This window comes from Colwellia sp. BRX10-3, assembly GCF_014077505.1.
Classification (GTDB): Bacteria; Pseudomonadota; Gammaproteobacteria; order Enterobacterales; family Alteromonadaceae; genus Cognaticolwellia.
In genome coordinates this window covers 13,328-26,189 of the sequence record NZ_JACGWA010000008.1, presented here as the reverse complement: position 1 = coordinate 26,189, position 12,862 = coordinate 13,328, and the positions used below count along the sequence as shown (strand labels likewise).

7 protein-coding genes are annotated in these 12,862 nt (G+C 38.4%); 1 reads left to right on the top strand and 6 read right to left on the bottom strand.

The window, feature by feature from the left end:
• Positions 1-87: 87 nt before the first annotated feature.
• Positions 88-2,937: a pitrilysin family protein gene (locus tag H4J38_RS12255; protein ID WP_182132071.1), complete on the bottom strand. Its 2,850-nt coding sequence runs from the start codon at positions 2,935-2,937 to the stop codon at positions 88-90.
• A 368-nt stretch (positions 2,938-3,305) separates the two neighbouring features.
• Here H4J38_RS12255 and H4J38_RS12250 point away from each other — a divergent pair, with 368 nt between their 5' ends.
• The gene (locus tag H4J38_RS12250) at positions 3,306-4,766 is read left to right on the top strand and encodes an HDOD domain-containing protein (RefSeq protein WP_182132070.1); all 1,461 of its coding nucleotides are present in this window, start codon (positions 3,306-3,308) and stop codon (positions 4,764-4,766) included.
• A gap of 517 nt (positions 4,767-5,283) precedes the next feature.
• Here the strand turns inward: H4J38_RS12250 and polA are convergent.
• From polA to H4J38_RS12225, 5 genes are all read right to left on the bottom strand, one after another.
• Positions 5,284-8,028, bottom strand: a complete 2,745-nt coding sequence (gene polA, locus H4J38_RS12245) for a DNA polymerase I (RefSeq protein ID WP_182132069.1) — start codon at positions 8,026-8,028, stop codon at positions 5,284-5,286.
• A gap of 688 nt (positions 8,029-8,716) precedes the next feature.
• Entirely contained in the window at positions 8,717-9,607 is an 891-nt protein-coding gene (locus H4J38_RS12240) for a CopD family protein (RefSeq protein WP_182132068.1), read from the bottom strand.
• A gap of 11 nt (positions 9,608-9,618) precedes the next feature.
• Complete coding sequence (locus H4J38_RS12235) at positions 9,619-10,020, bottom strand: copper resistance CopC family protein (protein ID WP_182132067.1); 402 nt, start codon at positions 10,018-10,020, stop codon at positions 9,619-9,621.
• 22 nt (positions 10,021-10,042) lie between these two features.
• Positions 10,043-10,915: a copper resistance protein B gene (locus H4J38_RS12230; RefSeq protein WP_182132066.1), complete on the bottom strand. Its 873-nt coding sequence runs from the start codon at positions 10,913-10,915 to the stop codon at positions 10,043-10,045.
• Positions 10,912-12,732 carry a copper resistance system multicopper oxidase gene (locus H4J38_RS12225; protein ID WP_182132065.1) on the bottom strand — a complete coding sequence of 607 codons (1,821 nt, stop codon included), beginning with the start codon at positions 12,730-12,732 and terminating at the stop codon, positions 10,912-10,914. The genes H4J38_RS12230 and H4J38_RS12225 overlap by 4 nt, the downstream gene beginning before the upstream one ends.
• Positions 12,733-12,862 lie beyond the last annotated feature (130 nt).

Genomic DNA, 12,862 nt, shown 5'->3' with positions numbered 1-12,862 from the left:
AGTAACAATTCACAGGGAGAAAAATAATGAAGACTGCAGGAAGTAAAAAGGCTGCCAGTTGGCAGCCTTCAGTTTCGTTGCTTTAAGTTAAATTTCGTAATTAATCACTTCGTAACCTAATGCTTGTAATTGTGGCTTTAAGATTTTAGCGTCCCCAACCACTACCATTAGCATTTCACTTAAATTTAAGTGTTTTTTAGCTAAGGCGTTAATTTCTGTTTTAGTGATATTAGCAACAATGTCATTGCGCTCTTTTACAAAATCAGCCGTTAAGTCATGCTCTAAAATTTGTGCTAAAAAGCCTAATTTACGACTCGGCGTTTCATATTTTAAAGCATCTTTTTGATTGATAGCGCTACGCATAAAGGCTAACTCTTCATCACTGATACCTTGCTCAGCATAGCGATTAATTTCTTCAACAAACTCAATAATAGATTTGTCGGTTACGTCTGCACGAACTTCCGCACTCGCGGTATAAGTACCCGAGAATTTATCGCCATAAAAATACGAGCGCGCACCATAGGTATAACCCTTATCTTCACGTAAATTTAAGTTGATACGGCTATTAAATGCCCCCCCTAACGGGAAGTTCATTAAGTAGGCACGATAGTATTCACCAGTAACATCTTCAGTAAGTGAACGCTTACCAATGCGAATAGCTGACTGCGCAGCATTGTCTTTATTAACTAAATAAATAACGCCTCGCTTAACATTCGATTCAGGCAAGTTTAATAACAACTCTTTGCCTTCGCCGCTCAGTGGCTTAAATATACTCAGTGACTTTAAAACACTTTTTTTGTCTAGATCAGAGACTAATATTATTTCACTGCCTTTGGCTTTAACTTGCTGTTGATACAGCGCTTTAATATCAGCTAATTGGATATTAGCTAATGAAGCTTCTGAGCCAGCACTAGAGGTTGCTGCAATATTATCTGCATGCAGTAATTGACGATAAGCATTCGACGCTAAATATCCAGCATCTTTCTTACCATTAATAGCACCTTGAATGGCGTTGCTTTTATTGCGGTCAAACTCACTAGCTAAAAATGCTGGCTCAGTGATTTTTTCATACACTAAGGCTAACGTGGCATCTACATGCTTAGTTAGTGTATTTATATTGATAGCTAAATAGTCGTTACCTGCCGAAATTCCAACAGAGGAACCTAACTTCTGCAGCGCTTTACTCATGTCTTCAGCGCTACGTTTAGTGGTTGACTCATTTAACATTGCCGCTAAAAGAGCAGCAGTACCGGCCTTTTCTTTAGTCTCAAAGTAATGACCTGCAGGAATTTTGATTAACATTGAAGTAGTTGGTGTTTCACTGCTTTTTGTTGCCAGTATTTTGATACCGTTAGCAAAATTTTCTCGCCACATTTGGGGTACTTCAACAGCTTTATTTGCTCCGGCAACCGGAATAAGGCTACGGTCGAAATTGTCTTGCGCTTTACGAACTTGTAAGTCTGTGTCTGAGGTAATAGCAAGTTCAGGGATAACGCGTGCTTCAGGTGTAAAGTTATCTTGCGCAGCAACCAGAGCTTTTTGCCCTTTCGGCACAATGCTCATGATCACGCCATGTTTATTTTTAATATACTTTTTATAAACACGCATAACATCAGCTTTGCTAACCTTGGCATAACGGGCTATGTCTTGCTCAATGTAATTTGGATTACCTTTAAAGGTTTCATTAGCCGCTAATTGGCTTACTTTACCCGCCACACTTTGCAAACCAAAAACAAAACCTGCTTCCATTTCCGCTTTTGCTTTGATTAAGTCGTCGTCTTCAACTCCACGGGTCTCAAATTCAAGTAAGCTATCACGAATAACTTTTTCCATATCTGCCAATGTTTTGCCCGAAGCTGGATGTGGTAGAGCTAACATATTGAAAGTGCAAGCAAGCTCTGCACAAGGGTGACTTACTGAAGCCTGAACAGCCAGCTGATTTTTAACTAAATTTTTATAAAGTAATGAGGTTTTACCACCACCTAAAATGCTCGACAGTAGATCAAGCGCAGCTTCGTCTTTATGCCTAACGCTAACCGTTGGATACGACATATACACTAAAGGTAAGTGTACATTGTCTTCCATCGAAATATAGCGGTCACCTTCAATAGTAAAGCTTGGTTTTATCGGCATTTTCACTTCAGGACCACGAGGAATGCTACCGAAGTATTTATTCACCATTGCCAAGGTTTCAACAACATTAAGATCGCCACCTATGGTTAATGTGGCATTGTTAGGGCCATACCAACGTAAGAAAAAGGCTTTTAAATCATTAACATTCACACGATTTAAGTCGTCAATATAACCAATTGTTTGCCACGAATATGGGTGTCCTACCGGATACATAGCTTCAGCAACGCGCTCTCGTAACAGCCCGTAAGGTCGGTTTTCGTAACTTTGACCACGTTCATTTTTTACTGTTTCACGTTGAATTTCAAATTTCTCTTGGGTCACTGCATCAACTAAAAATCCCATGCGGTCAGCTTCAAGCCACAACATTTTTTCAAGTTGATTGGCGGGCACGGTTTGAAAGTAATTTGTGCGATCACTGTTAGTCGTACCATTCATGGTACCGCCAGATTCAGTGACTATTTTAAAATGTTCGTCGTCTGCCACATTTTCTGAGCCTTGAAACATCATATGCTCGAAAAAATGAGCAAAACCTGATTTACCAATTTCTTCTCGGCCTGAACCCACATGGTAGGTCATATCTACGTGTACAAGGGGATCAGACTTATCTTGATGAAGTACCAAGGTTAAACCATTATCAAGCACATATTTTTGATATGGAATGACTGTTTTACCTGCTTTGGTATCAACTCGCTCAACAAACTTAACCCCTACTACTTTTACAGTAGATAGCGTGTCGTTTGATTTTTTGGTGTTTTCACATGCCGTTAAACAGGTTAATAACACCGGTAGTATCCATTTATTCAAAACCTTCCCCTCGTATTCAAAACGATTATATTCACCCAACTCAATACTAACGAAATAGACAATTAGTACAATAGATTAGCACTGATATTGTACTAAAATTCATACTGTTTCTAATAACTAAATATATTGTCTTAAATATTTCCGATGCTAAAGCATATCAATTTATCTATTTGACGCTCAGTAACTCAGTACCTAAAATTATTAAAATATGTAGGTCACCCTGACATAATAAAATGCTAATGGTTTTACCGAACATCAATGACACTAATAAAATTACTAATTAGTTAACAACTACTTTATAAAAATATGTGTTACGCTCGATAAAATGGCTAAAAATAAAATATAATTTATTCACTCGGAGCAAAGAGATGAAAGACGCACCGCAGATCTCAATTCAACATTGGGTTGATATCATCGCAAAAAGTGAATTACCCGCCATCACTTCAACAGCCAGGATGTTGGATAAATTTAATAATGATGATAAATCGTCTTTACCTAAATTAAGTAAGGCCATTTTACACGATCAGGCACTTGCATCTTGCTTACTCAAAGTTGCTAATAGTGTGCAACATTTAAGTATTAATAAGGTAAACACCGTTTCTCGCGCGTCAGTAGTGTTAGGTATTAGAGCGGTTAAAAATATTTGTCTTACCTCCAAGTTAGTTGAAGGTTTATTAGATAATAAAGAACTCAATCCCGATGTTCACCATCAATTAACACAATCAATGGCCAGTTCATTTTATGCCGGATTGTTAGCTAAAATGATGGCCCCGCAATATGCTGATGACACACAGGAAGAGCTTTATTTAGCCGCAATGCTTTATCGTATTGGGGAAACTGCTTTTTGGTGTGTAGGTGGTGAGTCAGCAGATAATTTAATTGCACATGGTGATATGACAAGTGAAAGTTTTCGACAAAAATGTTTCAGCGAAATAGGCGGTGACTTTGCACAACTCAGTACTGAACTGGTCAAAACTTGGAGCTTAAGTGACTTACTGTTAAAGGCACTCGATAAACCGAAAAGTAGAACCATTGAAATTCAAATAATTTATTTTGCCGACAAGTTAAGTAATACCATAGCAAACCCTACGGGTAGTGTAGAAGAGTTTCATCAACTGTTAGCTGATATCGCAAAATTAACCGGTTTAAACGAGCGGCAATTAACGCTAAAAATTGAGTCTCTTCGAGAAAATGCCAATAAGTTGTTAACCTCCTATGGCGCATCAGCATTAATTAAACATATAAAACCGCTACCAAATGCCAGCGACTTCAAAGGTAACAAGTATCAAGTTTTAAAACCTAATCCGCACAAATATAGCGACATTATCAGTACTTATATGCAACTCAACAAGTTACTTAAATCATCAACAGACTTAACATCGTTCATCCAGTTAACGCTTAAGTCTATGGCAAAAATTTTCGCTTTTGAACACTGCAGTTTCTTTTTAATGATTGAAGATAAAGCCGCTATTAAGTCACGTTTTACTTTCGACATAGCCAGTGAGATTGTTGAAAAACAGATTAAATTTTCTCTTTCACATAGTAATAACGTCTTCAGTTACGCCATGGATAATGAGCAAGCGATATTGATAAAAGATCGTCAGGAAAAACAATGGTATCAATATATTACCGGTGAAATAGCTGAGTTTATCGCGGAGGGTTCGGTATTAATTTGCCCTGTAAAAGTTGGGCAAACACCGATTGGAGCGATTACCGCGCAAGTTTTTCTCTCCAATAAAGAAATTTCTCTTAGCGATTTTGATCACTGCGCTGCATTAGTCGAACAGTTAAATTTATGCTTAACAATGCTTTCACATAAAAATAAGTAAGTAATACCATTGCTAACTTGCTAAAACGTCAAAATTCATTTTTCGAGTAATTTAATTACAAATATGTATTTTAAATATCCAAGCATAGTTGAGTGTGGAATTTCCAAACATTATATTTAAGGCAAAAAAAAGAGCCAACAACTTGGTTGTTAGCTCAAAAGCTAGAGAGGAAGCTTAAAATACAAATATCACAACAGGTGTTCAATTTGGGGATAAAGCAATTATAGAGTAATAACTCTAAGCATGTAAAGCGTATTATGTAGCTTTTTTACATATTTTGGTTTTTTATCACAAATAATCATTTGCATTTATGCTATGGCACTTAACAATTATCAGCGTTGGTGAAAGTTAGTCATTTACCAGCTGCCAAAAAAATGGCCTCTGTATAGAGGCCAAATAAACAACACACCATGAAGGGATCATTCGGCGTTATTTAATAAGAACGTAAAGCGGTTGAATTAATTTCAAACAAACTTAGTCAACAGTAATATAGAATGTTCAAGTTTGTTATCAATATTTAGTGAGCTTGCTCCCAGTTATCACCCATACCTGCTTCGGCAATTAACGGCACGCTCATGGTAATAGCATTATTCATTATCTCTACCAAGGTTGCCGTTGTTGCTTCAACAATATCTTGGTGAATTTCAAAAATTAATTCATCGTGCACTTGCATGGTCATTTTGATTCTAGGATCATTCTGCGCTTGTATCCAATTGTCCACAGCCAGCATGGCCTTTTTAATAATATCAGCAGCAGTCCCCTGCATTGGCGCATTAATAGCAGCACGTTCAGCAGCTTTTTTACGCATACCATTTTTTGCGTTAATATCAGGTAAATAAAGTCGACGGCCAAATAAGGTTTCTACATAACCTTTCTCTGTTGCTTGCTGACGTGTATCTTCCATGTATTGAGAAACATTAGGATAACGCTCAAAGTATTTATCCATGTAAGCTTGTGCCGTATGGCGAGGAACGTTGAGCTGTTTTGCTAAACCAAATGCTGACATGCCATAAATTAAACCAAAGTTAACCGCTTTCGCGCTTCGGCGTTGGTCGCTAGTTACTTCGTCTAGCGGTACAGCAAATATCTCAGCTGCTGTCGCTTTATGCACATCTTTACCTTCAGAAAAGGCTTTAACTAAGCCTGGGTCATCAGATAAATGCGCCATAATGCGTAATTCAATTTGAGAATAATCTATCGCGACAATTTTATGTTCAGGCGGAGCAATAAAAGCTAGACGTATTTTACGTCCTTCTTCACTACGAATTGGAATATTTTGTAGGTTTGGATCGGTCGAAGATAATCGTCCTGTAGCAGTCACCGCTTGGTGATAAGAAGTATGAACTCGATTAGTTTTTGGGCCAACCAATAACGGTAACTTATCAGTATAAGTAGACTTTAATTTACTTAAACCTCTGTTTTCTAGTATAACTTTCGGTAATGGATAATCTAAGGCTAATTCTTGCAGTACTTCTTCAGCAGTTGAAGGCGCACCTTTAGGTGTTTTCTTAATAACAGGAATTTTTAACTCTTCAAACAAAATGACTTGTAACTGCTTAGGTGAGCTCAAGTTAAAGCTTTTACCTGCTAAATTATGTGCTTCAATTTCTAACTCAGCCAAACGAGTACCAATTGACTGACTTTGTTCAGCCAGCAAATCGCAATCAATTAACACGCCATGCTGCTCCATACGAGCCAGTACGGGTAATAAAGGCATTTCAATATCAGTAAAAACCGAGAGCTGCGAACTTATTTTTGCTAATTGTGGATAAATGGCTTCATGCAAGCGCATGGTAACATCAGCATCTTCAGCGGCATAATGGCCGGCTTTTTCAATCTCAATTTGATTAAAAGTTAGCTGTTTAGCGCCCTTGCCTGCTATATCTTCAAAATGTACTGTTTGATAGCCTAAATACTTATCTGCGAGCGCATCCATATTATGGCGAGTAGCAACACTATTTAAACAGTAAGACTCAAGCATGGTATCAAAAGCAATGCCCTGCATAGCAATGTCATAATGCGATAACACATTGGCATCGTATTTTAAATTTTGCCCAACTTTAAACAAAGTCTCACTTTCTAATAAGGGTTTAAGTTGCTCAAGCACCCAATCAAGTTCTAATTGCTCTGGAGCATCAATATAATCATGTGTTAATGGTACATACGCTGCTTTACCTACTTCAACACAGAATGACAATCCTACTAGCTTAGCTTTCATATAATCAACACTGGTGGTTTCAGTATCAAAAGCAAAAAGTTCAGCAGTTTTTAATTTTTCAAGCCAAACATTGAAGCTGGCTTTATCCAGAATAATGTCATATTCACTCTCAACAGCAGCCGGCAAGTCTGCAACTTCATCATTGCTCGGGGTAACGGAAGTCTCAGCTTTACTGTCACCTGCATCTAAATCAGCTAATAAACGCTTAAGTTCGTATTTTTGATACAAGGTTCTTAATGTTGCTGTATCAGGTGCGCTTGGTTTTAATTCGGCAGCGTTTTGCTCAAGTGCAACATCAAGCTTTATAGTCGCTAGTTCATAAGAAAGTGGTAAGTGGGCTAAAGCAGTACGTAGGTTCTCACCGACTTTGCCTTTAACTTCATCAGCGTGCTCCATCACTTCTTTCAAGGTTGGATATGCGGTTAACCATTTTACGGCGGTTTTAGGGCCACATTTATCAACACCTGGAATGTTGTCAACTTTATCGCCCATTAAGGCTAGATAATCGATGATCTGATCAGGGCGAACACCAAATTTTTCAATAACGCCTGCTTCATCCATTTCAACATTAGTCATGGTATTGATTAAACGCACATGCGAGTTAACTAACTGCGCCATATCTTTATCACCGGTAGAGATCACAGTCTCAATACCCAACGCCGTTGCTTGATGCGATAACGTGCCAATAACATCGTCCGCCTCAACACCATCAATAACTAAAAGCGGTAAGCCCATGGCTGTAATAATGTCATGTATTGGCGCTATTTGCGTGCGTAAATCATCCGGCATTGGCGGTCGATTAGCTTTATATTCAGCATACATGTCATTACGGAAGGTTTTTCCTTTGGCATCAAATATCGCGATAATATTGCCGTTGGGATAGTCTTTTTTCAAGCTTCTGATCATGTTCAAGACGCCAGTAATAGCCCCTGTAGGTTGACCATCAGAAGTTGATAAAGCTTGTAAATATGGCACGTGATATGCGCGGAATAAATAAGATGAACCATCGACTAAAATAAGCGGTGATTGGTCAGAAGTTGGCATGATAATTTTATAACTGGGAGAAAGATGGGCTAAGCATGCCATAATCGGCAAATTCTCTCTAGCTATTCATTATATTTAGTCACAAAAATAGCCAAAATTGTGGATAAGTATGTTGAAAAGCACAGGAAAAGACCCTAAAGATCTGGTGAACTTTACGGCAACTATATTTTAACTACTTGTATTATAAGGAAAAAGGTAAGGCAGAAATCCTTTTCACATATTTATTTTTATTTTTATTTTATGTGGATAAATAAATGTCCAAGCTTAAATTTAGGTGTTCAATTAACGAACAATAGAAATAAGCGAGCTAAGAGATTACCAGAAAACCACACCATTACCAGACAATTGTTAAACTATTTTTACCGTTTTATGACACCTAGAAATAACAAAAAAACATAAGCTATATTTGGCAAGGGCTAGCTGAATTCTTAGAATTTATTTTTCTTAAAAATATAATTTTTATTTGCGAATAAATGAAATTTAACATTCAATAAATTGGCTAAATAATTTGCCTGCTAAAAGATAATTTTTATTTTAAATTTGACTAAATTTTTTCATCACATCTACAAATACGTTAAAAAATAGTCAAGGTAATTAATTTGGTTGCTAATATAAAGTTGGTGTTAGTTAAAACCGAAAAAATCAATATTGCTTGGGGGTGAGTTTTTATATATTTATCCAGTTAACCTTAAATTGATGGCCCGACAAATGTGGTAAATATACTCGTTATAAATAGCACGACCAAAGCGATAAATATCTCTATTGAAATGGAGCGTTTTAGGGTGATGATATGAAGTTCCTCAGTGATTTGAGGCACTAAAGTTAGTTTATGCCACGCTCCTAGTAACAGCATTGCACTCACTAGTAACAGTTTTAATAATATTAATTGCCCGTAGTTTGAAGTAAATAATTCAGCAACACTGTTTAAATATTGCAACAATAAGGTAACGCCTGAAACTAGCAGCACTAATATGATAATAATGGCGAGCTGACCAAATTGATGCATTAGCCGTTTAACTTCAGCGTTTGGCAAAAAATGACAACTTTTATAGAGTGGCCATAATGAACCTACCCAACAACTAATGGCAAAAATATGAAACATGAATATACTTTTTATTAGCAGGTTTTTTTCTGCGCTATGCCCTGTCAATGTGAAGCTATAAATAATAGTAATTAGGGTGAATAATGTCAGAAAAAAATTGAGGTTTATTACTGAAGCACTATTTTTGTCCCAAGCAACGACAACGACTATCGCTAGAATAAAAGCGGGTATTCTCACTACGGCTTGATCACCAATTACCGATTGCCAAATAATTTCCAGCATAAACGCATCTGTCATGCCAGCAAACCCTGACTCTGCCATTGAGGCAGCCTCTACTGGTATCTGTAATATAGCGGCAATTAACGCAGCACTAAGGCAAATTAATAACCAGCGCTTTAAATATGAATTAAAAACAGCAACAGTTTCGTTGTTTCGATTAAGTAAGCGTAAAACTAAGCAACCGGCCATTGCCGAAGTAGCCACATAAATGACTAACTTTACGAGTAATAAAAATACTGACCAGTCACTTATTTGCATTAGTTCGCCTTCTAATGATTATGTTGGCTGTGCGAAGTCGACATTTCTTTTTTCATGTCTCCATCTGCACCAATCATAAAATTAAAAGTTCCTGTCATTTTATGACCATCGCCCCCTAATGCTATCCACTTAGTGGTGTATTTTCCTTTGCTTAACCTTGGTAATGACCAACTGAACTCGATGCTCGGTTTAGCACTCGGCTTAAAACTAAAATCTACTGGCTGATTATCTGAATCCGTGAGTAACACTTTAGCCAATCTAACTTCACCACTAAAAGTCAAAGCAAGTAGCTCTGGGCTTTGCATTAGCATAGCTTCATTCGCTGGTGCTGACTGCGTGAGTGAAGTATGTGCTGATGCAGAAAACGCTAGCGTTAGGCTCAAAAAAGCAGCCACTGTATTAAAAAATTTCATTATTACCTCTTATCTTAAAAAATTAAAACCAAAATTTAACGCCAGCAACAAATTCTGTTTCGCTGCTACTTTGTCCATCTAATTTTGCATAGTCTGCTGTAGTACCATATTTATTAGTCCACTCAACTCCTACATAAGGTGCAAACTGACGGGTAAACTCATAACGCACTCGAAAACCAATGGCAGTACTTGATAAACCACTACCTAAACCATTCACCGTATCTTTTTTTCCATAAAGTGTCAGCTCAGCGCGCGGTTGTACAATCAGTTTTTGTGTCAGTAACAGTTCGTATTCCGCCTCGAAAGTTAACGCTGTATTGCCTTGCTCTCCAATGTAAGCTGTCATATCGAGTTCGAACCAATAAGGAGCTAAGCCTTGCACACCAAATGCTAACCATTGGCGATTTTTACCTTCTTGGTAGTAATCAACGCGAATACCCAGTTGTGTATCCCAATATGCCGAAAGTGCATGTCCCCATAAAATATCCGTCGAATTCTCTTCCAGTTTTCCCTCTGAAATATCACCTTCAGTTTTAATCACTAATCGGTCAAATGTTGTTCCATACCAGGCTTGAAAGTCGAATACGCCAGCATTGGCTTGCTCATTATATTCAAGCCTATTACCTAACAGTGCATAAAAAACATGCTCGTCGGCAAGGATTAACCTATGCTCTTTACCCATAGAATAAGGACCTTCAGTTAAGGTTGTACCCCCAGAATAAGCGTGTGGATCTCGGGCATCTTTTGGAGCGTCACCACTTTGCGGCTGTGGTTTTTCGCTATCCATTTCAGGCATATCTGACATTTCATTTTGCGCGAATGTATGCACGCTTACTAAAGGTAAGCAAAACAGCAGCGCGCTGATGAATGGCTTAAACGCTATTAAATTTTTCATGATACGACCACCTCTCTAAACATACCTGCATCCATGTGAAATAATAAATGACAATGCCACGCCCAACGGCCCACATCATGTGGTGTGGTTAAAAAGCTGATCCGTTGCGCGGGTTGGACTGGAATGGTATGACGGCGAACTTGCACATCACCCTGAACATTTTCTAAATCGCTCCACATGCCATGTAAATGCATAGGATGCGTCATCATGGTGTCGTTTTGTAAAATAACCCTTACACGTTTATCGTGTTGCATATGTACTGGTGTACTTTTACCAAATTCTAAACCGTCAAAAGACCAGCTATATCGCTCCATATTACCGGTTAAATGCAGCTCGATTTCAGCTTCAGGCTCTTGATGATTTGCGATCCCATCCAAGGAGTGTAAGTCTGCCAGTGTTAATACGCGGCGACCGTTTTTACGCAGGCCAATTCCTGGATCATCCAAATTTGTTCTTGGCATATCAACACGCATATCAACTGATGCACCATATTCTGTTTTTGCATGACGCACTTTAGTACTAGCAACACTTAGAGGACTCTCAGACATGCCATGTTTACTGTGGTCCATTGCCATAGCACCATGTTGGCTATGATCCATTTTCATTGCGCCGTGGTCCATAGCTGGCTGCTTCATGTTTGCCATTGCACCATGGTCGCCTCCATGGTTCATATTACCCATCATGTCAGTCATCGTTAGCCATTCTACCGGGTCTAACGCTGGAGTCGGTGCATCTATACCCTGCGCCACAGACAACGTGCCTTTTGCATAACCTGAACGGTCCATACTTTGAGCGAAAATGGTATAAGCATCGTTTTTAGGCTCAACAATTACATCGTAAGTTTCACCTGGACCAAAACGAAATTCGTCAACGGTTATCGGTTCAACATTTTGACCATCAGCTTGCACAACCGTTAATTTTAGCTCTGGTATTCTGACATCAAAAAAGCTATTACTAGAACCGTTAATAAATCTTAATCTAAGCTTCTCACCAGATTTAAACAGCCCCCGCCAATTCGCCATAGGCGTGCTACCGTTCATAAGAAAGGTCATCGCAGATGCGGATAAATCGGCCAAATCTGTTGGGTTCATGCGCATTTGATGCCACATTTTTCGACGTTGTAAGGCATTAGCAATACTGGTATTTGACACATCAGCAAAAAATTCAGGTACCGTAGGTTGGTTGAAATTAAAAACATCACTCTGTACTTTTAATTTACGGAACAGCGCCATGGGGTCATCATCAGTCCAATCAGACAATTGAATAACATGCTCATTATCAGAACTAATAATGTCAATTTCTCTTGGTTCAATTATTAACGCACCGTACATGCCGGTCATTTCTTGAAAACCACTGTGTGAGTGATACCAATAAGTACCACTTTGCTGTAGCTTAAATTTATAGACGAAGGTTTCGCCGGGCATAATACCTTTAAAACTAATACCAGGTACGCCATCCATTTGATAAGGTAAAATAATGCCGTGCCAGTGAATAGAGCTAGGCACTGATAATTTATTCGTTACCCTAATCGTAACGTCATCACCCTCTCTTAGTCGTAACGTTGGCCCCGGTATTGAACCATTAATAGTGGTTGCCATACGCACGACACCGGTGAAATTTACTGGTGATTCATCAATGACAAGCTCGATCTCTTTTCCGCTTAGCTCGGGTACATTACCGGTAATGGTGTTCGCAACTAAAGATGAGGCTGCATGAATAATACTTGGGAACGCCGCTAGCACACCACCTGCAATAAGCCCTTGCACAAAGCGGCGACGGGGAAAGTGAGATACTTGCTGTTTATTAATGTCGCTCATTTACGAACTCCTCTATACCAGAATATAAGTAGAGTATAGAGATGCTACCTGTCAATGCCATGACTATAAAATAACAAAGGTGTCATCTTGCTGTTTTAACAATCAGACATAATGTATAAATGTTTATGAT